This is a genomic window from Nocardioides epinepheli (assembly GCF_037936805.1).
Taxonomy (GTDB): domain Bacteria; phylum Actinomycetota; class Actinomycetes; order Propionibacteriales; family Nocardioidaceae; genus Nocardioides.
In genome coordinates, this window is sequence record NZ_JBBMMC010000003.1 from 286,020 (window position 1) to 305,200 (window position 19,181).

At 72.3% G+C, this 19,181-nt stretch carries 19 protein-coding genes; 6 read left to right on the top strand and 13 right to left on the bottom strand.

Annotation, left to right across the window (positions count from 1 at the left end; translation table 11 throughout):
* Position 1: 1 nt before the first annotated feature.
* The 8 genes from WMR31_RS06375 to WMR31_RS06410 all read right to left on the bottom strand — a co-directional run bounded on the left by WMR31_RS06375 (position 2) and on the right by WMR31_RS06410 (position 7,184).
* On the bottom strand, positions 2–526 hold the full coding sequence (locus tag WMR31_RS06375) for a VOC family protein (protein WP_340537943.1): 525 nt from the start codon (positions 524–526) through the stop codon (positions 2–4).
* An 86-nt stretch (positions 527–612) separates the two neighbouring features.
* The gene (locus WMR31_RS06380) at positions 613–1,413 is read right to left on the bottom strand and encodes an enoyl-CoA hydratase/isomerase family protein (RefSeq protein WP_340537944.1); all 801 of its coding nucleotides are present in this window, start codon (positions 1,411–1,413) and stop codon (positions 613–615) included.
* Positions 1,410–2,228 carry an SDR family NAD(P)-dependent oxidoreductase gene (locus WMR31_RS06385; RefSeq protein ID WP_340537945.1) on the bottom strand — a complete coding sequence of 273 codons (819 nt, stop codon included), beginning with the start codon at positions 2,226–2,228 and terminating at the stop codon, positions 1,410–1,412. The genes WMR31_RS06380 and WMR31_RS06385 overlap by 4 nt, the downstream gene beginning before the upstream one ends.
* Entirely contained in the window at positions 2,209–3,120 is a 912-nt protein-coding gene (locus WMR31_RS06390; protein WP_340537946.1) for an ABC transporter ATP-binding protein, read from the bottom strand. Before WMR31_RS06390 ends, WMR31_RS06385 begins: the two co-directional genes overlap by 20 nt.
* Positions 3,117–3,956, bottom strand: a complete 840-nt coding sequence (locus WMR31_RS06395) for an ABC transporter ATP-binding protein (protein ID WP_340537947.1) — start codon at positions 3,954–3,956, stop codon at positions 3,117–3,119. The genes WMR31_RS06390 and WMR31_RS06395 overlap by 4 nt, the downstream gene beginning before the upstream one ends.
* A complete protein-coding gene (locus WMR31_RS06400) occupies positions 3,953–5,041 on the bottom strand; it encodes a branched-chain amino acid ABC transporter permease (RefSeq protein ID WP_340537948.1) in 1,089 nt (362 codons plus the stop codon). Before WMR31_RS06400 ends, WMR31_RS06395 begins: the two co-directional genes overlap by 4 nt.
* Entirely contained in the window at positions 5,041–5,922 is an 882-nt protein-coding gene (locus WMR31_RS06405) for a branched-chain amino acid ABC transporter permease (RefSeq protein ID WP_340537949.1), read from the bottom strand. Before WMR31_RS06405 ends, WMR31_RS06400 begins: the two co-directional genes overlap by 1 nt.
* A gap of 8 nt (positions 5,923–5,930) precedes the next feature.
* Positions 5,931–7,184 carry an ABC transporter substrate-binding protein gene (locus tag WMR31_RS06410; protein WP_340537950.1) on the bottom strand — a complete coding sequence of 418 codons (1,254 nt, stop codon included), beginning with the start codon at positions 7,182–7,184 and terminating at the stop codon, positions 5,931–5,933.
* Positions 7,185–7,356: 172 nt separating this feature from the next.
* On the opposite strand from WMR31_RS06410, the gene WMR31_RS06415 reads away from it, so the two are divergent.
* Entirely contained in the window at positions 7,357–8,634 is a 1,278-nt protein-coding gene (locus WMR31_RS06415) for an MFS transporter (RefSeq protein ID WP_340537951.1), read from the top strand.
* Positions 8,631–9,263, top strand: a complete 633-nt coding sequence (locus WMR31_RS06420; RefSeq protein WP_340537952.1) for a GntR family transcriptional regulator — start codon at positions 8,631–8,633, stop codon at positions 9,261–9,263. The genes WMR31_RS06415 and WMR31_RS06420 overlap by 4 nt, the downstream gene beginning before the upstream one ends.
* 43 nt (positions 9,264–9,306) lie before the next feature.
* Here WMR31_RS06420 and WMR31_RS06425 read toward each other — a convergent pair whose 3' ends face one another.
* From WMR31_RS06425 to WMR31_RS06440, 4 genes are read right to left on the bottom strand one after another with little or no spacing between them, the layout of a single operon-like run.
* On the bottom strand, positions 9,307–9,654 hold the full coding sequence (locus WMR31_RS06425) for a cupin domain-containing protein (RefSeq protein WP_340537953.1): 348 nt from the start codon (positions 9,652–9,654) through the stop codon (positions 9,307–9,309).
* Entirely contained in the window at positions 9,651–11,078 is a 1,428-nt protein-coding gene (locus WMR31_RS06430) for a phytoene desaturase family protein (RefSeq protein WP_340537954.1), read from the bottom strand. The genes WMR31_RS06425 and WMR31_RS06430 overlap by 4 nt, the downstream gene beginning before the upstream one ends.
* Positions 11,079–11,094: 16 nt before the next feature.
* The gene (locus WMR31_RS06435; protein WP_340537955.1) at positions 11,095–12,168 is read right to left on the bottom strand and encodes a hypothetical protein; all 1,074 of its coding nucleotides are present in this window, start codon (positions 12,166–12,168) and stop codon (positions 11,095–11,097) included.
* Complete coding sequence (locus WMR31_RS06440) at positions 12,168–12,368, bottom strand: hypothetical protein (RefSeq protein WP_340537956.1); 201 nt, start codon at positions 12,366–12,368, stop codon at positions 12,168–12,170. Before WMR31_RS06440 ends, WMR31_RS06435 begins: the two co-directional genes overlap by 1 nt.
* Before the next feature lie 330 nt (positions 12,369–12,698).
* On the opposite strand from WMR31_RS06440, the gene WMR31_RS06445 reads away from it, so the two are divergent.
* Both WMR31_RS06445 and WMR31_RS06450 read left to right on the top strand, forming a co-directional pair.
* Positions 12,699–13,583, top strand: a complete 885-nt coding sequence (locus WMR31_RS06445) for an aldo/keto reductase (RefSeq protein ID WP_340537957.1) — start codon at positions 12,699–12,701, stop codon at positions 13,581–13,583.
* A gap of 42 nt (positions 13,584–13,625) precedes the next feature.
* On the top strand, positions 13,626–14,774 hold the full coding sequence (locus WMR31_RS06450) for a cysteine desulfurase-like protein (RefSeq protein ID WP_340537958.1): 1,149 nt from the start codon (positions 13,626–13,628) through the stop codon (positions 14,772–14,774).
* Between the two features lie 146 nt (positions 14,775–14,920).
* Here WMR31_RS06450 and WMR31_RS06455 read toward each other — a convergent pair whose 3' ends face one another.
* Positions 14,921–16,105, bottom strand: a complete 1,185-nt coding sequence (locus WMR31_RS06455; protein WP_340537959.1) for an amino acid deaminase/aldolase — start codon at positions 16,103–16,105, stop codon at positions 14,921–14,923.
* Between WMR31_RS06455 and WMR31_RS06460 the strand changes: the two genes are divergently transcribed.
* Together WMR31_RS06460 and WMR31_RS06465 are read left to right on the top strand one after the other, a co-directional pair.
* Positions 16,104–17,447 (top strand): D-arabinono-1,4-lactone oxidase, encoded by a 1,344-nt coding sequence (locus WMR31_RS06460; protein WP_340537960.1) that lies wholly within the window; start codon positions 16,104–16,106, stop codon positions 17,445–17,447. The genes WMR31_RS06455 and WMR31_RS06460 overlap by 2 nt on opposite strands.
* Before the next feature lie 197 nt (positions 17,448–17,644).
* Positions 17,645–19,150 carry a lysozyme family protein gene (locus WMR31_RS06465; protein WP_340537961.1) on the top strand — a complete coding sequence of 502 codons (1,506 nt, stop codon included), beginning with the start codon at positions 17,645–17,647 and terminating at the stop codon, positions 19,148–19,150.
* The last annotated feature ends 31 nt before the right edge of the window (positions 19,151–19,181 follow it).

A 19,181-nucleotide genomic window follows, 5' to 3' on the forward strand; every position in this document is an offset into this window, starting at 1 on the left:
GTCAATTCTTGCTGCTCACCATCGACTTGTGCTGACTGTGGTCGACGTCGTCGGGGGTGGCGGTGAGCAGCCGGTGCGCCTCCTCGGCGTCGGGCTCGAACCCGGGGGTGTCGACGCAGAGCTCGACCATGATGCCGTTGGGGTCGATGTAGTACAGCGAGCGGAGATAGTCGTGGTCGACCTCCATGTAGGGCTCCACGCCGGCCTCGGCCATCCGAGCGCGCACCTCCTCGACCTTGTCCGCGGTGACGTTGAATGCGACGTGGTTCACCCAGCGGGGCAGCTTGTTGCCGATGGAGATCTCCGAGCTCCACCCCTCCCGCTCCCCGGCCTCGTGCAGGTCGAAGAACGCGATGCAGCTGCCGTCGCCGGTGTCGTGGAAGGTGTGGCGGAAGAAGCCGCCCTGAGGGCCGCGCGCGACCTCGGTGTGCACGAGGGGGAAGCCCATCAGGTCCTCGTAGAAACGGGTCGTCGCGGGCAGGTCGCGGCAGGCGTAGGCGACGTGGTGGATTCCGGGTGCGGTCATTGATCTTCCTCCTGGTGGTGGACCGATTCGGTGTGCGAAGCGCGGTGAGGCGCCCTGTGAGGGGGTGGTCCTGGCGTGGTGCCGGCTCAGTCGCCGAACCGTGGCGGACGCTTCTCGGTGAATGCGGCGACGCCCTCGTGGAAGTCGGTGGTGGCGTGCAGCATGGTCTGCGCGCCGATCTCGGCGGCGAGCAGGGCGTCGAGGCTCGTCGAGCCCTGGGCGAGCACCTTCTTGGTCATCGCCGTGGCCAGCCTCGGTTGTGCGGCGAGCTGCTGGGCGACCTGCGTGGCGACCGCCAGGGCGGCCCCTGCCGCGGCGGGGAAGTCGGCGAGGCCGGCGCGCAGCGCCTCTGCCGCCTGGACCTCCTCGTCGAGCAGCAGCATCCGGCGGGTCAGGCCGGCGCCGACGCGCTGGGGGAGGGTCCAGAGGAGGCCGAGGTCGGCCATCAGGCCGAGGCGGGGGAAGCCGCACCGGAAGCTCGCGGTCGCGGACGCGACGACGAGGTCGGCGGCCAGCGCTAGCGAGAAGCCCGCGCCGACCGCGTGTCCCTCGACCGCGGCGACGACCGGCTTGCTGCCGGCGACGACGGCGCGAACCACGCGATGCAGCGCCTCGAGGTTGGTGTGGGTCGACTCGACGGTGGCATCGCGCAGCACCGAGACCTCGATGCCGGCGCAGAAGGTGTCGCCGGCCCCGGTCACGACGAACGCGCCGACGCCGGGATCGCGCATGCCGTCGTCGAGCTCTGCCTCCAGCGCAGCCATCGAGGCGAGGGTGAAGGCGTTGCGCCGGGCGGGGTTGCTCAGCTCGAGGATCCGAACCGGTCCGTCGTCCCGTCGCCCGACGCAGGCCTCCTCGGCGGTCGGCTCAGAAGCTGGGGCGCTCATACCGCGGTCCATCCGCCGTCGACCGACAGCACGGAGCCGGTGACATAGGTCGAGGCGTCGGAGGCGAGGTAGACCAGGGCGCCGTCCAGCTCGTGGGCAGCGCCGCCGCGGCCCATCGGGATGTAGCGGCGGATGTAGGCGCGCCCGTCCTCGGTGGCGAACAGCTCCTGGCTCATCTCGGACTCGAAGTAGCCGGGGGCGATCGCGTTGACGCGGACGCCGGTGCGTGCCCACTGGCCGGCGAGCTCGTGGGTCAGGTTGACCACGCCGCCCTTGCTCGCGCAGTAGCCGCCGTGAGGGATGCGGCGCGAGCCGCGCAGGCCGAGTGCCGAGGCGATGTTGATGATGCTGCCGCCGCCCTGCTCGGCCATGGCGAGGCCGAAGGCGCGGGCGCATCGGTACAGCCCGACCAGGTTCACGTCGAGGAGGTGGGCGAACTGCTCGGGCGTCTCCTCGGCGATCGTACGGACGTGGGTGGCCCCGGCGTTGTTCACCAGGACGTCCACCCGTCCCTGCCACGACAGGGCCTCCTCGTGCAGGCGCCGGACCGAGTCCTCGCTGGTGACGTCGGTGCGGACCGGAAGCACCGAGTCGGTGCCGACCTCGTCGGCCAGTGCGCCGAGAGCGTCGTCGCGGCGCGCCGCGGCGACGACCCGTGCGCCCCGGCCGGCCAGGACGCGGACGAACCGCTCACCGAGCCCCGACGAGGCGCCGGTCACGACCACGACGCGGTCGGTCAGGTCGAACAGATCCGCCCGATCCGGGTGGGACGAGGGCCGGCCGTTCGGCGCGAGGTCAGTGGGACGTGTGCTCAACAGGAGCCTCCTCCGAGACGGACTCCGGACTGTCGGTACCGAGGTAGGCAGCCATGACGGCCGGGTCGGAGCCGATCTCGCTCGGAGTGCCGACGGCGATCCTCCGGCCGAAGTCGAGGACGGCGATGCGGTCGCAGATGTCCATCACCACACCCATGTTGTGTTCGACGATCACCACCGTCAGGTCCAGCTGCTCGTGGGCGTCGAGAACCGCGCCCACCATCGTCTCGACCTCGTCGCTGGTCATGCCCGCCACCGGCTCGTCGAGCAGCAGCAGGTCGGGCTCGGCCATCAACGCGCGGCACAGCTCGACCTGGCGCTGGAGACCGCCGGGCAGCTCGCCCATCGGAGTGTCGCGGTACCGATCGAGTCCGAACAGGTCCAGGATCTCCGCGGCGTGGGCGCGCGCCTTGCGCTCCTCGCGCGCCGCGGCCCCGAGCCAGAGCATGCCGCGCAGGACGCCGACGTGCTGGTTCCCGATGCCGCCGAGCAGGACGCTGTCGAGCACGGTCATCGTCGGGAAGGACTCGACGTTCTGGAAGGTGCGGGCGACGCCCCGTCGGTTGATCCGGTCCGGTCGCATCCCGACGAGCTCGGTGCCGTGGTGGCGGATCGAGCCCTGCTGGGGGCGGTAGACGCCGCTGATGCAGTTGAACAGCGAGGACTTCCCGGCGCCGTTGGGCCCGATCACGCCGAAGATCTCCCCGTGGTGCACCTCGAAGGTCACGCCGTCGAGCGAGCGGACTCCGCTGAAGCTGAGGCCGACCTCGTCGAGGGCCAGGGTCGCGTTCTCTGCCTTGGTGGCCATATCTGCTCCGTCGAGTTCTCGCTCGCCCACCCGGGTGTCGTCGGCGGTGTCGGTCGTGGTGATCGCGGGTGCGGGTGTCGTCATGCCGTCGCCGCCCCCTCTTGACGTCGGCGGGTCCTCCGACCGGAGACGGAGCGCTCGCCGAGGTAGTAGTGGGCGACCCGCTCGTCGACGGCCAGCTCGGCCGCCCGCCCGCTGACCGCGATCCGGCCGCCTTCGAGGACGTGGCCGTGGTCGGCGATCCGGAACGCGAGGAGGGCGTTCTGCTCGACCAGCAGGATGCTGGTGCCGCGGGCGTTGATGGCGAGGATCACCTCGCGGATCTCCTCGACGATGCGGGGGGCGAGGCCGAGGCTGGGCTCGTCGAGGACCAGCAGCCTCGGGCGTGCCATGAGCGCCCGGCCGATCGCGAGCATCTGCTGCTCGCCGCCGGACAGGAAGCCCGCGTGCTGGTCGAGTCGTCGGCCCAGCACCGGGAAGAGCTCGAGGACCTCGGCTCGGGTGGCCGCGGTCTCGGCATCGCCCCAGCGGCTGTACGACCCGGCGGCGAGGTTGTCCGAGACGCTGAGGTTCGGGAACACCTGCCGGCCCTCGAGCACCTGCGCGACGCCGCGCCGCACCACCTGTGCCGGATCGCCGCCGGTGATGTCGACGCCGTCCAGCCGCACCGAGCCCCGCCGGATCGCTCCCGAGTGGTGTCGTAGGAGCCCCGAGACCGCGCGCAGCACGGTGGACTTCCCCGCGCCGTTCGGGCCGACCAGAGCGACGATCGATCCCGCCTCGACCTCGAGGCTGACGTCGTCGACGACGTTCCCGGCGCCGGCGTAGCTGACGCTGAGACCCTCGATGCTCAGCGCGGCGCCCGGGGCGTCGTTCGTGACGCGGCGCTTGGACCGTCCGGAGTGCGAGGTGATGCTCATGCCTTGGCCTCCTTGCGTCGCAGCACGCTGCCGATTCGAGCCGGCAGCCCGGCGAGGCCGCGCGGCTCGACCACGAGCACCACCACCACGGCCAGTCCGTAGAGGAAGTTGGCCAGCAGGTCGGTGGTGATGCCGCCACCGGTGGTGGGCGTCGTCGAGATCCCCGGCAGGACGCCGGCGAGCAGCGCCACCAGCTGCGGGATGGCGGTCACGAAGAACGCACCCGCGATCGCACCGCCCAGGGAGCCCATGCCGCCGATGACGATCATGGCCAGGTACTGGACCGACAGCATCAGGCTCCACTGGTCGGGCACGGCGTAGGTCTGGTAGCCGACCAGGAGTGCGCCCGCGACGCCGGCGTACCCGGCGGACACCGCGAACGCGGCGCTCTTCATCCGGGCGACGGGGACGCCGACCACGCTCGCGGTCAGGTCCCGGTCGCGGATGGCACCGAAGGCCCGTCCGGGTCGGCTGCGGGCGAGGTTGTAGGCAGCGAGGGCGCCCACGCCGAGGACCGCGCAGGCCAGGTAGAAGTACTGCTGGTCGGCGGACAGCAGGAAGGGCCCGAAGGCGACGTCGTCGAACAGGTCGTGGCCGAAGAGCTGGACGGTCTGGGCACTGCGACCGTTGGTGCCTCCGGTCAGGCCCTCCCAGGTGTTCCAGATGTAGTCGGTGACGAAGAGCACCGCGAGGGTGACCACGGAGAGGTAGAGCCCGCGCAGGCGGGCCGCGAAGGGCACCACCAGCAGTCCGACCGCGGCGCTGGCGATGCCGGCGGCGGGGAGCCACACCCACAGCGGCAGTCCTCGGTCCTCGCCGAGCCAGATCGCGGTGTAGCCGCCGACGGCGACGAACGCGGCGTGCCCCAGGGACACCTGGCCGGCCAGGCCGGTGAGCACGTGGAGGCCGATGGCGGCGATCGCCGCGATGGCTGAGAACACCCAGATCGCCTGCCACTGAGGGGTCGTCACGAGCGGGACCACGAGCATGGCGACCACGAGCAGGCCGGTGAGCAGCCTGCGCGGGCGTCGGGTGGCGGGGGTCGGCGTGGTCACCGGGGGCGCGGGGAGGGTCTGTGTCGTCATCACACGCGCTCCACATCGGCGCGGCCGAAGAGCCCCGAGGGCCGGACGGCCAGGACCACCAGCATCGCCACGTAGGGCAGCACGACATACAGTCCGCCGCCACCGAACGAGGTGAGGTAGCCCGCGCCGAGCACGAGCATCAGCCCGACGGAGACGCCGCCGACCACGGCCCCGACCAGGGAGGCGAAGCCACCGATGACCAGCGCCGGCAGCACGCCGAGGGCGGTGTCGACCATGCTCGGCGAGACGCGACGGGGGAAGGCGCCCAGGAACACCCCGGCGACCACCGCCAGCAGGCCGGCGATGCCCCAGGAGACCAGCTGCACCCGGCGCATGCTGATGCCCTGTGCCATCGCCGCCTCGTGGTGATCGGCGGTGGCGCGCAGCGCCAGTCCCATCCGGGTCCGCTGGAAGAAGAACCACAAGGCGGCCAGGAGCACCAACGACACCGCGATGATCGACAGGCTCGCCCAGGGCAGCGAGACGCCGCCGATCTCGAGCACGCCGCGTCCCATCGGCCCTTCGGTGGACCCCTGGGCCTCGACGCCCCAGATCATCGCGATCGCCGACTGCCCCATCACCGACAGGCCCAGGGTCGCCATGATCACCAGGTACAGCGAGCGCCCGGCGAGACGGCGCAGGACGAACAGCTCGCAGCCGATGGCCACGGCCACCATGCACACGGCCGCGGTCAGGATGCCCCAGAAGAAGCCGAACGGCGACAGGGCCGCGACGATGTAGGCGCTGGCCATCACGAACACCGGGTGCGCGAAGTTGAAGACGCCGGAGCTCTTGAAGACGATGACGAACCCCAGGCCGATGAGCGCGTAGATGCAGCCCAGCGAGACGCCTTGGAAGGTCAGCTGGATGAAGGTGTCCATCTCGATCCTCAGCCCTCGTCGTCTGAGAGCGACCACTCGTCGGCCAGCGGCGTGCTGCCGAACTCGGTCACCGGGACCAGGACGCCGGCGTCGACGTCGACCTTGTTGATCCGGGTCTCACGCGAGGGGATCCGCGAGTCGGCGTCGTCGTTGGAGCCGTAGGAGAGGTCGGGGCTCAGGCCGTCGGTGGAGATCTCCAGCCCCTCCATGGCATCGACGATGCCCTTCTGGGTGAGGTCCTTCTTCTCGCAGGCGCGCTCGAGCGCGGCGACGGCGACGGAGGCATCGATCCAGCCGGTGACGACGAGCTGGTCGGGCTTGGTGCCCGGCGCGACCTCCTCGACGTACTTGGTCACCTCGTCCATCGCCGGCACGTCCTCGGAGTAGGGCACGCTGCTGGTGACCACGTGGAGCCGGTCGAGCAGGTTCCCGAGCTGGGGAGCCAGGGTGGTGTCGTAGCCGGAGTCGACGGTCATCCATTGCGGGTCGAAGTTCAGCTGCGACGCCTGGCTGAGGATGGGCCCGGTCTTCGAGGCGATCCCGTGCACCCAGACCATGTCGACCCCGGCCTTCTTCATGGCCAGCACCTGGGCGGTGAAGTCCTCGGTCGTGGGGTCGTAGCTGGCCTCCGCGGCGATGTCGATGCCGTCGGTGTGCTCCGCGGCGTACTTCGCGGCGCGAAGACCCTCCTCGCCGAAGTCGTCGTCCTGGTAGATGACCCCGACCTTGAGGTTGCCGCTCTCGCCGAACTCCTGCTGCGCCCAGGTGAGCCCGTTGATCACGTACATGGGGAAGGGTGTGGTGAACAGGTAGACGTCCTCGAGAGGGATCACCGAGGCGGCGCTGGTCGCCGCCAGCGTGGCGATGTCGTCACGTGCGATCTGCTTGCTCAGCCCGAAGATCGTGGTCGCCCCGAGCAACTGTCCGATCATCGCGATGTCGTCGACGTTGGCCCGATAGGCCTGGACGGCGACCGCCGGGTCGTACTTGGTGTCGGCGCGGACCGAGACCAGGTCCCGGTCGCACACCCCGCCCTCGGCGTTGGCCTTGGCCAGGCGCGCGTCGAAGCCGGCGGCGCCCGCGATCGCCCCGGCGGCGACGGGCCCGGTATAGCCGTTGAGCAGACCGATCTTGATCTCGTCGTCCGTGACCCCCGCATCGACCTTCACCCCGCCCTTGCCGGAGGAGGTCGACACGCCGGCGCAGCCGGCGAGGAGGAGTGAGCAGAGGGAGAGACCTACCAGCGTCCGACGTGGGTTCATGGAATGACCTCGGGGTTCCGATTCGGGGGATGGGGTGAGTCAGGTCACACACCCAAACATGAATCTGACATCAGTGTCAATAAAAATGGCGAGGTTGTGCGCCGTTCTCTCCGTGGGCGTGCCGCGGCTCGGCGCCCTATCGCCGTTGGGATACAAGTTGTACGCTAGATCCATGCGGAGGGGAGAGGCGACGCTCGACGTGTCCGCGATCCAGCGGCGCACGCTGGCGGTGGTCATCACCGCCCAGGTCTTCGGCGGAGCGGGCCTCGCGGCGGGTGTGACCGTCGGCGGCCTGATCGCCGAGGACATGCTGGGCAGCGAGGGCGTCGCCGGGCTGCCGTCGGCGGTGTTCACCCTCGGCTCCGCGATCGCCGCCTTCTCGATCGGGCGCTACTCGGCACGGGCCGGACGACGACTCGGCCTGGCCGGCGGGTTCCTCGCGGGGGCGATCGGCGCAGTGGGCATCATCGCGGCCACCCTCCTCGAGAGTCCGGTCCTCTTCTTCGCCTCCCTGCTGGTCTACGGCTCGGGCACCGCGACCAACCTCCAGGCGCGCTACGCCGGGACCGACCTGGCCGGTCCGGCGACCCGCGCCACGGCCGCGGCGGCCGCGATGATCGCGACGACGGCCGGCGCCGTCGCCGGTCCGAACCTGGTCACCCCGCTCGGCGACCTGGCCGATGCGCTCGGCATCCCGCGGCTGGCCGGGCCCTTCCTGCTCGCCGCGGTCGCCTACGGCGCCGCGGGGCTCTTCCTCTTCGCCTTCCTGCGCCCCGACCCGCTGCTGGTGGCGCGCGGCCTGGAGCGCGCCGCCGAGACCGAGCCGGACGCCGATGCCGGGACCGGCCGTGCCCGACGGGTGCCCCCGGGCGTCGTCGTCGGCGCCAGTGTGATGGTGCTGACCCAGACCACGATGGTCGCGATCATGACGATGACCCCGATCCACATGCGCCACCACCATCACGGGCTCTCCGCGGTCGGCCTGGTCATCAGCCTCCACATCGCCGCGATGTACCTGCCCTCCCTGCTCACCGGACGTCTGGTCGACCGGGTCGGAAGACTGCCGATGTCGATCGCCGCCGGGGTCACGCTGCTTGCCGCCGGGATCACCGCGGCGGCCGCGCCCGCGACGTCGACCGGTTGGCTGATCGTGGCGCTGATGCTGCTCGGGCTCGGCTGGAACTTCGGCCTCATCGCCGGGACGGCGATGATCGTCGACTCCACCACGCTCCGCACCCGCGCCCGCACGCAGGGCACCGTCGACGTGCTCATCGCGCTGGCCGGATCTGCGGGCGGCGCCCTGTCGGGCCTCGTCGTCCACGCGACCAGCTTCCACGCGCTCGCGCTCGGTGGCGGGCTGCTCGCCCTGATCCTGGTCCCGGTGGCCGCCTGGCACGCCTCGACGTCCCGCGACGGCCGGGACGACCCGGTGCCGACGAGCACCCGATGAGCCCGCGCACCACGGCCGGCGACCGGGCCTACGACGCGATCCGGCGCTCCATCCTCGACGGCGACGTCACGGTGGGCACCATGCTCAGCGAGAACGAGCTCGCCGCCTCGCTCTCGATGAGCCGGACGCCGGTGCGTGCGGCCCTGCACCGGCTCCAGGCCGAGGGGTGGATCACGATCTACCCGCAGCGCGGCGCACTGGTGAACGGGCTCGGCGCGCAGGAGGTCCAGGAGGCCGCCGAGCTGCGCCACGCCCTCGAGACCGCTGGCGTGCGGCGCGGCACCCCGCGCGCCCGGGCAGCCGGCGAGACCGGGCTCGCGGCGAACCTCGCGAGCCAGCAGGTCGCACTCGACGGCGGCGACTTCGCCGCGTTCGCCCGGCTCGCTCTCGACTTCCATCGCGGCTTCGTCGCCCTCGCCGCGAACGATCTGATGCTCGCCACCTACGACCGTCTCCGTGACCGTCAGCTGATGAGCATCGCCCAGAGCGCAGGCCGGATCACCGGCGATCCGGCCCAGCTCCTCGCCGAGCACCGCGGGCTCCTCGACGCCGCCCTCGCCGGCGACGACGCCCGCTTCGCCGACCTGCTGGAGCAGCACCAGGCCCGCAGCCACGGCTTCGCGGGGTGAGGTGGTGGAGGCGGCTTGGCGGCGCGAACGCGCGGCGCCCCGATCAGCCGGTCGGGAGGGTGACGTACACCTTGCGGAGCGGTTCGGTGATGGTCCACGTGGTGCGGTCGCCGGCGTGGAGCTGGACGACGGCGCCGGGGGCCAGCGCCAGCTCGCTGCCGTCCTCGAAGCGGACGACGCCGCGCCCGGTGAGCACCACGAACAGCTCCTCGGCCTCGACATCGACGTCGGTGCCGGGCTCGGCCTGCCAGATCCCGATGCCTGCGGGGGAGTCGGCCAGCACGGCCAGGCTGGTCGGCATCGGGCCGTCGGCCACGTCGGGCTCGAGGTCGGCTGTGTGCGCATCGGCGCAGAGCAGACGGGTCTCGGCACTCGATCGACTGCTGATCATCGGGCCCCTTCCAGGTCGTCGGCGGCGGCGTTCGCGGCGTGGAACCCGCCCATGCCGTGCACGCCGGCACCGGGCGGTGTCGCGGCCGAGCATAGGTAGAAGCCGGGTGCGCCGGTGCGATAGGGGTCAGGGGTGAGGCGCGGGCGGAAGACCGTGCCCAGCAGGTCGTTGGCGCCGGTCGCGATGTCGCCGCCGACGTAGTTGGCGTTGTAGGCCTCCATCTCGCCCGGACCTCGCGAGAACCGCCCGACGATGCGGTCGCGGAAGCCCGGCGCGAACCGCTCGACCTGGGCGATGATCGCCTCGCTCGCGTCGCCGCCGTAGCCCGCGGGCACATGCGCGTAGGCCCAGACCGGGTTGACGCCGTCGGCCGAACGAGAGGGATCGGCGAGGTACTGCTGGCCAACGAGCACGAACGGACGTCGAGGCATCCGTCCGGCCGCGACCGCCGCCTCGGACGCGACGATCTCGGGCAACGCGCCGCCCAGATGCACCGTGCCGGCGCGGCCGACGTCGGTGTTCGCCCACGGGATCGGGCCCTCGACCGCCAGGTCGAGCTTGAAGGCCCCCGGGCCGAACCGGTAGCGGGTGTAGGCCCGCCGGATGCGCGGCGGGAGGAGGTCGCCCAGCAGCCGTGCGACCGCCGGCGGCGCCAGGTCGAACAGGACGGCGTCGGCGTCACCGACCTGTTCGAGGCGAGTGACAGGGGCGTCGGTCTCGATCCGCCCGCCGAGTTCGAGCAGGCGCGCCGCGAGCGCGTCGGTGATCGCGCGCGAGCCACCTCGTGCCACCGGCCAGCCGACCGTGTGGGCCGCCCCGGTGAGCACGAGGCCGACGGCCGACGTCAACGGCCGGGTGAGGGGGTAGGTCAGGTGGGCTGCGGCGCCCCCGAAGAGCGCCGGCCCCTCCTCGGTCTGCCATCGTCGCGTCAGCAGCGACGGCGACGGCGCCGCCGAGAGCCCGAAGCGGGCCAGCGTGAGCGGATGGCGCGGGATGTGCAGGACCGGTTGGAACAGCTCGTCCACCAGGTCGTCGTAGCGACGCACCAGCGGAGCGAACAGCCGCCTCCACCGACCGCCGTCGGCTCCGAGGCCGGCGGCCGTCTGCTCGAGAGAGCGATGGAGAAGTCCCGCGCGTCCGTCGTCGAGCGGATGGGCGAACTCGATCTCCGGCCAGAGGTACTCCAGTCCATGGCGCTCCAGGTCGAGCACACGCAGGTAGGGCGAGGCGAGCGCCGTGGGGTGGAATGCCGAGCAGTCGTCGTGGAGCAGGCCCGGGAGCGTGTTCTCCGAGGTGCGGGTGCCTCCGCCGATCCTCGACCCGGCCTCCAGCACGGTGACCTGGTGGCCTCGCTGGGCCAGGCGGACGGCCGCGGTGAGGCCGTTGGGCCCGGCCCCGACGACGTAGGCGGTACCGGCCCTCACTCAGCCGATTCTAGGCTCAGCGCAGGACGTCGGGGGCGGACTCGTCGTCGAGCCAGCCCTCGCCGTCGTCGTACAGGTCGCGGTCGCGGCCCCGCTCGCGGTCCTGCCCGCGTCCTCGTCCGGTCGCGCCTGCCACCGCCCCGGCCGCCGGGCCGGTGGCCGGCCTCCCGGACCTGCGGTTCGAGCCGCGCCCGGAGAGCGTGCCGCTGGAGCCCGCGATCCCGCCGGCGCCGATCGGGCGGACCGCGCTCCCGGGCACCAGCCCGCCGGAGCCGTTCGCCGCGGCGGGCGCCCCCAGTGCGCCGCCCACTCCGAGCGGGGCGGCCACGGGCGGCGGTGCCAGAGGACTGGGTGCCGCGGGGGTCGGGATGCCGCTGGGCAGCGCGCCCGCGGGAGCCCCGGGGGCGGCGGCCAACGGAGCGCCGGCCGGTGTACCCAGGGTGCCGGGCGAGGCGCCGGTGCCGGGAGTCGCGACCAGGGGGCCTTGCGGGGTGCCGGGCTGATCGAAGTCGAGCTCGAGGTCCCAGTCGTCGTCGTCGGGGTCGACCGACCTGACGGGGGGCTGGGTGGGAGGTGGCGGCTTCGGCGGCCACCACGGCGGCGGCGTCACGACGACCGCACCCGGTCGGTCGACCGGGATCCCCCGCCGCGGATCAGGACCGCTGCGGATCGACTTCATCTGCGCGATTCCCCGGCGGTAGGAGGACTCCTGCTCGTCGGCGACGGCCCCCAGGTCCACCTCGCGGGCGACCCCGTGGGTGGGGCCGTCAGGAGTGTCCTGATCGACCTTGCGCTTCTTCTCCTTCGCCGCCTCCGCGCCTTCCGCGACGACCCGTAGTGCCTCGCTGCCGATGCGCAGGTTGCGGATCTCGTGCTCGAGGGTGTCGATGGCGACCAGGAAGGCCGTATTCATCGCCGGCCCGGTCTGGGTCCCGATGTCGGTGTGTCGGTCCGCAGCGCGGCGCATCAGCTGCACGGCGTCGTCCAGGACCGTCGCGCAGCGCTCCCACTCCAGCGACTGGCGGTAGATGCGATTGGGTCGGGCGCGCTCGACGAGCTCGACGACCCGTCCCTCGTTGACGCCGGCCATCAGGCGTCCACCGTGCTGCTGGGAGGGGCGATCGGCACGATCGTGCGGAGCTGGTCGAGCCGGGCCTGGGCGTCGGCCTCCACGTTGTGCACCTCGTCGCGGTAGATCGACAGCGACTCGTGGTGGCTCGCGATCGCCTGGAGCGCGAGGTAGAGGGTGTGCTCGACGCGGCCCTGTGCGGCGGCCGTGTGGCGCGCCATCCGCTCGCCCAGGTGCGATCCGCCGAAGATCTCGGAGTCGGGGACTCCGGGCGGCCGGCGATGATCTGCCGGCCGGCGTCGTCGAGGATGCCGAGGATGTAGCGCACGGTCTCCTCCTCCATCCGCAGTTCGCCGATGGCCTCCTCGACGCCGGGATAGTTCGGGTCGGGCGCCACCACGACGGTGGGCGGCTCGGTCGTCGGGGGAGGGGTGATGCCGTCCGGCGGCGGCGAATCGGGGCTGGTCACGGGCGGTCTCCTTCGGGGGGTCTGCGAGCGATCTACCCGGCCGACGACGTCCACAAACAGAGGCTCGGGTAGACCTGAGGGCGTGAAGACACGACAGATCGGCAATGACACCGTCGGACGCGTCGAGGTGGGCGCCATCGGCCTGGGCCTGATGACCTTCGATCAGACCGGGAGCCAGCCGCGCGAGCAGCTCCTCGACACCGTGCGGGCCGCGCTCGACGCCGGAGTCACCCTCTTCGACACCGCCGATGCCTACGGACCGGGCGATGAGCTCGGAGCCGGCGCGCAAGGTGCGAACGAGACGCTCATCGCGGGCATCCTCGATGAGCTCGGCGTGCGCGATCAGGTGCTCCTGGCCACCAAGGGCGGCCACGTCCGCACCGCAGACGGCGGGTGGGACCTCGACAGCTCGGCCTCTCATCTGCGCTCCGCGGTCGACGCGAGCCTGGGTCGCCTCGGGGTCGAGCAGATCGCCCTGTGGCAGCACCACCGGCCGGACCCGAAGGTCGACTACGGCGACGTCGTCGGCACGCTCAAGGAGGTCGCCGACTCCGGGAAGGTCGCGCGGATCGGGCTGTCGAACGCAAACCCCGAGCAGATCCGGCTGGCGCACTCGATGCTCGGCGACGCGCTCGTCAGCGTCCAGAACCAGTACTCCCCGGCCTTCCGCTCCAGCCGCCCGGAGATCGACGTGTGTGAGGAGCTGGGCCTGGCGTTCTTGCCGTGGAGCCCGCTCGGAGGGCTGCGCAGCGCCAAGGGGCTGGCCGACGAGCACCCGGCCTTCGCCGAGATCGCGGCCGCCCGTGGCGTGAGCGCTCAGCAGGTGGCCCTCGCCTGGGAGCTGGCCCAGTCGCCGGTCGTGATCCCGATCCCCGGCGCCAAGCGACCGTCGTCGATCCGCGACTCCGCTGCCGCGGCCGACCTCGTGCTGACCTCCGAGGAGATCGCCGCCCTCGACGCCGACTGATCGACCCTGCCGGTCCCGGAGCCCAGATGGCAGGCTGCGGGCATGGACGTCGAGCGCGTACGTGGATCGTTCCCCGCCCTCGCTGACGGGCTCGCCCGCTTCGACGGCCCCGGTGGATCGCTGGTGCCGCGCGAGGTCACCGACGCGATCGCGGCGGCCCTCACCTGGGGGCTGTGCCAACGCGGCGCGCTGACCGAGCCGGAACGGCGTGCGGACGCGATCACTCTCGGCGCTCGGGCGTCGATGGGCCGATTCCTCGGGACGGACCCCGGCGGCGTGATCTTCGGCCGCTCCATGACGGCACTGACATTCGACCTCGCGCGCACCCTCTCACCTGACTGGGGGCCGGGTGACGAGATCGTGGTCACCCGCCTCGACCACGACGGCGACATCCGGCCGTGGGTGATCGCCGCCGAACGTGCCGGCGCGACCGTCCGGTGGCTGGGCTTCGACCCCGTGACCGCCGAGCTCGACGACGTCGCCGGGCTGCTCTCGGAACGGACCCGGGTGGTGGCGGTGACCGGCGCGTCCAACCTGCTCGGCACCAAGCCTCCCGTGCGGGCGATCGCCGACGCGGCGCACGAGGTGGGCGCCCTGGTGTTCCTCGACGCGGTCCATCTCGCTGCCCACGCCCCGATCGACCGGGTGGCCATGGGCGTCGACGTCGTGGCGTGCTCGCCGTACAAGTTCTTCGGACCTCACCTCGGCGTGCTCGCGGCCGACCCGGCCTTCCTCGCCACGCTGCAGCCCGACAAGCTGCTTCCCTCCACCGACGACGTGCCCGAGCGCTTCGAGCTCGGCACGCTGCCCTACGAACTGTTGGCCGGAGTGAGCGCCGCGGTCGACTTCATCGAGTCCATCGGGGGAATGAGCGAGGTGGAGGCGCACGAGGACGACCTGCTGGATCGCCTCCTGGACGGGCTGACCGCGTTGCCTCACGTCCGTGTGCACGGCTCGCCCGCCCAGCGCACCCCGACCCTGCTCGTCCAGGTCGACGGGCACCGCGACGAGGAGGTGCGCGCTCACCTGGCGAACCTCGGCATCGTCGTCCCGAACGGGAACTTCTACGCGATCGAGGCCTCCCGCCACGCCGGACTCGGTGATGCCGGCGGGCTGCGGATCGGCCTGGCGCCGTACACGAACTCCACGGAGATCGATCGGCTCCTGGCCGGGCTGGCCGCCCTCGCCTGACCGGGATCCCTCACGTGGCGAGCGCGATCCGCCACGTAGGGGATCGCCTACGTAGCCGCTCCCCTACGTAGCGGACCCGTGTCGTGTTCCGCGCCCTCAGTTGCGCAAGCCTCGTTGCGCAAGTCTTGTTGCGTTCCATCCGGGCATCACAGGAACGTGCGGCCCTCGCCGCGGTAGGTCGGCACGACCTCGACCACGGTGTCGCCGTCGACCAGGTGCAGCCGATCGACGCGCTCGCACAGCTCGCCGGCCTTGGCATGCCGGAACCACACCCGGTCGCCGAGTCGGAGTGCGTCGGCCGCGGCGCCCCGCAGCGGCGTCTGGACCTCTCCGGCTCCCTCCGAGCCGAGCAGGCTCAGGCCGGCGGGGTAGGCCGGCACGGGCAGCCGGTCCCGGCCGGCGGGGCCCGAGGCGATCCACCCGCCCCCGGCGACCGTCACCAGGCCGGGACCGGGGCGCCGCGTGACGGCCAGCGCGAACAGGGCAGCCGGCGACAAGGTGAACGTGTCGTAGCCGTCGAAGAGCGCAGGCGCGAGGAGGCCGGAGCCGGCGGCCACCTCGGTGACGGACGGGTCGGAGACGGTCGTCTCGATGGAGCCGGTACCGCCGCCGTTCACGAACTCGAGGTCGGCCAGCTCGCCGATCGCGGCCACCACGGCGCCGCGCCGCTCGGCGAGCTCGGGGATCGAGAACCGCTTCAGCCGACGTACGGCCAGGCCCCGCAGGGGATTGGCGGGACGGTCGGCAAGCCCCGCGACCTGCCCCTCGTAGGCCATCACGCCGACCAGCTGGAAGACCGGATCGTCGGCGACCGCGCGAGCCAGGGCGACGGCGTCCTCAACGCTGTGCACCGGCGACCGGCGCGGCCCCAGGTGGACCCGATCGCCGGCGAGCCGCAACGAGGCGTCCAGATCGAGGCAGACCCGGATCGGCAGCTCCACCTCCGCGATCGTCGAGCGCATCAGGTCCAGCGACTCCACCGAGTCGACCATGAGGGTCACCCGCTCCAGCAGCACCGGATCCTCGGCGAGCGCGCGCAGGGCGGCTCGTTCGGCGGAGGGGTAGCCGACGACGACGTCCTCGTGCTCCTCGGCGAGCCAGAGCGCCTCGGCGAGGCTGAAGGACAGGACGCCGGCGAAGCCCTCGCGATCGAGCACCCGATCGAGCAACGCCCGACAGCGCACCGACTTGCTCGCGACCCTGATCGGAGTGCCCGCGGCGCGGCGCGCGAGGTCGGCCGCGTTGGCGTCGAAGGCCGCCAGGTCGACGACCGCCACAGGTGCGTCAATCTCCTGCGTGGCGCGCGCGATCCGGGCATGCTGGCTCTCCATGAGGGGGAGTCAAACGTCGTCGCCCACCCTTGGCAACCACGGCGCGTCGTGGCGGAACTGGGCCGGCAACCAGCAGGCCGAGGGGATCGACGTCGTCGTGCCCGGTTCGGTCGAGGAGCTGCGCCGGGTCCTGGCCGACGCCGCGGCGTCGGGACGACGGGTCCGCCCGATCGGCAGCGGCCACTCCTTCACCCCGATCGGTCGGCCGAGCGATCTGCAGGTCCGGCTCGACCGTCTCGACCGGGTCCTGCGCGCCGACGCAGACACGGGGCTGGTCACCGTGCAGGCGGGCATCCGGCTGGGTGTCCTGAACCGGGCGCTCGACCTGCTCGGCCTGGCGATGACCAACCTCGGCGACATCGACCAGCAGACGCTCGCCGGCGCGATCTCGACCGGGACCCACGGCACCGGCGCTCGCTTCGGCGGCATCGCCACGCAGGTGAGAGCCCTCGAGATCGCGCTCCCCGACGGCGGTCTTCTCCCGTGCTCGGAGACGGAGAACCCCGAGGTCTTCGCAGCCGCGCGGATCGGGCTCGGGGCGCTCGGGGTCATCACGACGGTGACCCTGCAGACCGTGCCGGCGTTCGGGCTGCACGCCAGGGAGGGCGGCGGCCGGGTCGAGGAGATGATCGAGCGGTTCGACGACGACGCCGAGCGGACCGACCACGTCGAGTTCTACTGGTTCCCGCACACCGACCGGGTGCTCACCAAGCACAACAGCCGGATCCCGCTCGACGACGGTCTCGCGCCGTTGTCGCGGGCCCGCGCCTGGTGGGACGACGAGCTGCTCAGCAACACGACGTTCGGCGCGGTGGTCGGAGCCGGACGCCGGGTGCCGGGACTGGTGCGCCCGCTGGCGCGGCTCTCGGCGTCGGCCCTGTCCCCGCGCGAGTTCAGCGATGTCTCCCATCGGGTGTTCACCTCGCCGCGCCGGGTCCGGTTCGAGGAGATGGAGTACGCCGTGCCGCGCGAGCACGGGATGGACGTCCTGCGCGCGCTCATCGACCGGGTCGGTCGCAGCCGCTGGCGGATCGCCTTCCCCGTGGAGGTGAGGGCAGCGGCCGCCGACGACATCACACTCTCGACGGCGTCGGGTCGCGACACGGTCTACCTCGCGGTCCACACGCCGCCGCGCTGTCCGGATCGCACGGCCTACTTCGCAGCGCTCGAGGCGATCGCCGGCGAGGTGGGTGGGCGCCCGCACTGGGGCAAGCTGCACGGTCTCGGTGCCGATGTGCTGGCCACGCGCTACCCGCGGTTCGCGGAGTTCGTGGCCCTGCGCGATCGGCTCGACCCGGCGCGCACCCTCGGGAACGAGCACCTCGAGCGCCTTCTCGGCTGAGGACCGTCGACCCCAGGAATCCCATCAGTCACACCTGTCACACGCTGTGCGAACGTCATCCGAAGTCGCGATGAATCCACTTGGGCACCGGTGTTCTAATGGCCGTGACCTGGGTAACAATCGTCAGGACGGCCCGCCCGGTTCACCACGGACCGGGGGCCTCTCGGACATCGATCGGCGCAGAGGACATTTTCCCTATGGCTCGGAGGACCGCACGCACCGTTCGAGCCCGCCGTGCCGCGACGATCGTGCCGCTCGCCCTGATCTCGGCCGCGTGGACCGCGCAGCTCGCCGGCGCCGGCACGGGGACGCCGGGCGCGGACTCGGAGACGCCGGACCCCACGCCGTCCGACGCTGCCTCCGACGAGACGCCGGAAGTCCGGATGCCGGGCGCGCCCCTCGACTATCCGGCCAGCCTCTCCGAGACCGACGAGCCCGACTCCGCCAGTGACGGACGGTTCGTGAAGGCGGTCGCCACGCCCACGGCCGGGGAGATCCCCGCCGCCGCCCTGACCGCCTACCAGCGGGCCGAGACGGTCATCAACGCCGCCGACCCGACCTGCCGCCTCAACTGGCAGCTGATCGCCGCGATCGGCCGCGTGGAGTCCAACCACGGGAGCTTCGGCGGCAACACCCTCGACCTCAACGGCGTCGCGCGCCCCGGCATCATCGGCCCCGTCCTGGACGGCACCCGCGGCACCTCGCGCATCGTCGACACCGACGGCGGCCAGTACGACGGCGATGCCAAGCACGACCGTGCGGTCGGCCCGATGCAGTTCATCCCGTCCACGTGGGCGGTCGCCGGCGTCGACGCCGACAACGACGGCTTCCGCAACCCCCAGGACATCGACGACGCCGCGCTGGCCGCCGCCGTCTACCTCTGCTCCGGCTCCGAGGACCTCGGAACCCCCTCCGGACAGCGCCAGGCGGTGTTCCGCTACAACCACAGCCAGGCCTACGTCGACCTCGTCCTCTCGATCATGAACGACTACCTCGACGGCGAGTTCGGCACCGGGCCCAGCCCCACGACGGTCTCGGCCGGATACGTCGACTCCAGTCCGACCGGCCCCGGCGCGCCGGTCGCGGGGCCACCGGTGTCCGAGCCCGCCCTCACGCTCTCGGTGCCCGCAGCCGCCACCGACGAGCCGGCCGCCGACCCCGCCGGAGCCACGCTGACCCTCCAGACCCCTCCGCCGCCTGCAACCCTCGGTGGCACGCCGAGTGGCGAGCCGGCGCCCACCGAGCTGACCGGTCCCGCGCAACCCGCCGAGCCGGAGCAGCCGGCCGAGCCGGAGCAGCCGGCCGAGCCCGAGCAGCCGGCCGAGCCCGAGCAGCCCGCCGAGCCCGAGCAGCCGGGCGAGCCCGAGCAGCCGGGAGATCTCGAGCAGCCGGGAGATCTCGAGCAGCCCGGCCAGCCGGACCAGCCCGCGCAGTCCGACCAGCCAGGGGACCTGGAGGGCCCCGGTGCCGGCACCGAGCCCCCCGCCGAGCCGGTGGAGCCGGCCGAGCCCGAGGCGCCGCTGACCCTCGAGCAGGCGACCGAGCTGTGCTCGGGCGAGCTCGCACTGGTCGATGACCCCGCCTCCACCGACGACGACTTCGACCTGTGCGTGATCGACCACGTGCCCGCCGACGTCGCCGCGCAGCTCCGAGACGCCGTGCGGGCCGACGAGCCCCAGGCCACAGAGCCCGCTCAGCCGTAGCCGAGCGCGGGACTGGCTCCAGGCTGAGGTG

Coding starts and splice junctions, on each gene's coding strand:
- WMR31_RS06375 (WP_340537943.1), bottom strand. CDS start 526: ATGACCGCACCCGGAATCCACCACGTCGCCTACGCCTGCCGCGACCTG.
- WMR31_RS06380 (WP_340537944.1), bottom strand. CDS start 1,413: ATGAGCGCCCCAGCTTCTGAGCCGACCGCCGAGGAGGCCTGCGTCGGG.
- WMR31_RS06390 (WP_340537946.1), bottom strand. CDS start 3,120: ATGACGACACCCGCACCCGCGATCACCACGACCGACACCGCCGACGAC.
- WMR31_RS06395 (WP_340537947.1), bottom strand. CDS start 3,956: ATGAGCATCACCTCGCACTCCGGACGGTCCAAGCGCCGCGTCACGAAC.
- WMR31_RS06400 (WP_340537948.1), bottom strand. CDS start 5,041: ATGACGACACAGACCCTCCCCGCGCCCCCGGTGACCACGCCGACCCCC.
- WMR31_RS06405 (WP_340537949.1), bottom strand. CDS start 5,922: ATGGACACCTTCATCCAGCTGACCTTCCAAGGCGTCTCGCTGGGCTGC.
- WMR31_RS06410 (WP_340537950.1), bottom strand. CDS start 7,184: ATGAACCCACGTCGGACGCTGGTAGGTCTCTCCCTCTGCTCACTCCTC.
- WMR31_RS06415 (WP_340537951.1), top strand. CDS start 7,357: ATGCGGAGGGGAGAGGCGACGCTCGACGTGTCCGCGATCCAGCGGCGC.
- WMR31_RS06420 (WP_340537952.1), top strand. CDS start 8,631: ATGAGCCCGCGCACCACGGCCGGCGACCGGGCCTACGACGCGATCCGG.
- WMR31_RS06425 (WP_340537953.1), bottom strand. CDS start 9,654: ATGATCAGCAGTCGATCGAGTGCCGAGACCCGTCTGCTCTGCGCCGAT.
- WMR31_RS06435 (WP_340537955.1), bottom strand. CDS start 12,168: ATGGCCGGCGTCAACGAGGGACGGGTCGTCGAGCTCGTCGAGCGCGCC.
- WMR31_RS06440 (WP_340537956.1), bottom strand. CDS start 12,368: ATGGCGCGCCACACGGCCGCCGCACAGGGCCGCGTCGAGCACACCCTC.
- WMR31_RS06450 (WP_340537958.1), top strand. CDS start 13,626: ATGGACGTCGAGCGCGTACGTGGATCGTTCCCCGCCCTCGCTGACGGG.
- WMR31_RS06460 (WP_340537960.1), top strand. CDS start 16,104: ATGAGGGGGAGTCAAACGTCGTCGCCCACCCTTGGCAACCACGGCGCG.
- WMR31_RS06455 (WP_340537959.1), bottom strand. CDS start 16,105: ATGGAGAGCCAGCATGCCCGGATCGCGCGCGCCACGCAGGAGATTGAC.
- WMR31_RS06465 (WP_340537961.1), top strand. CDS start 17,645: ATGGCTCGGAGGACCGCACGCACCGTTCGAGCCCGCCGTGCCGCGACG.